The sequence below is a fragment of the Plantactinospora endophytica genome, from assembly GCF_016862915.1.
Lineage (GTDB): Bacteria > Actinomycetota > Actinomycetes > Mycobacteriales > Micromonosporaceae > Plantactinospora > Plantactinospora endophytica.
This window is the reverse complement of record NZ_BONW01000087.1, coordinates 1-724: the sequence shown is the minus strand read 5'-3', so window position 1 is coordinate 724 and position 724 is coordinate 1. Positions and strand designations below refer to the sequence as shown.

1 protein-coding gene is annotated in these 724 nt (G+C 69.9%); it reads right to left on the bottom strand.

The window, feature by feature from the left end:
* Nucleotides 1-328 precede the first annotated feature (328 nt).
* Nucleotides 329-724: hypothetical protein (locus Pen02_RS41440; protein WP_203871687.1), on the bottom strand; the 396-nt coding region annotated here is incomplete at its 5' end.

The window sequence follows — 724 nt, the reverse complement described above, 5'->3', positions numbered from 1 at the left end:
TGCCGCGATTCGCGCTCCGGGCGGCGGCGTGACTGTCACCGCCCGTCCGAGGAGTCCGGAAGGGAGAGTTCGAACGCCGGCCCCGGGCGGGACGGCCGCCAGCAGGCAGTGCCTGGCGGGCCCCTACAGCCACCGTGCCGGGCAACACCGGCTGGCTCGGTATTCCGAGCCAGTTGCCCGGACGGGCGCAAGGTAGCGATGCCACCATCAGGGCGCCTGGCCGCTCCGCACGCTCGACAACGGAGGTCAGCGGTGACCAGCCGAGGGCTTGACAGTAGGCCGGTCTGTACCGAACCGACCAGCGGTAGGTCACTGGTACCTCACAAACTCACCGGCTCCTGGCCTGTGGCTCCAGGGAGACGCTCGCGCCCGCAGCGGTAAGTCGCTGCGCGAGCAGCTCCATCTCGGCCGGCGTACCGAGAATGCCAGTAGTGCTCAGCGCGGTGATCGCGCTGCTTGCCTCACCGATCGTCGCCCCTTGTTCGCGGAACACCCCGAGGAGACGAACCCTGAGTGGGCGGGCGGCAACCGGTTCAACTCGCAGCCGGACCAAGCCAGCGCGGGCGATGAGCGCAGTCCGGACGACGGCCGGCATCTCGTCCCAACCACACAGCTCCGTAACAACGTCACAGCCGCCGCACCGTGTCGAGACCGTCCAGGCCAGCCGCCCCCCGTCGACCGCCTCGGTGACCACGCCAGCCGTCTCAGCCCCGCACACAGCACA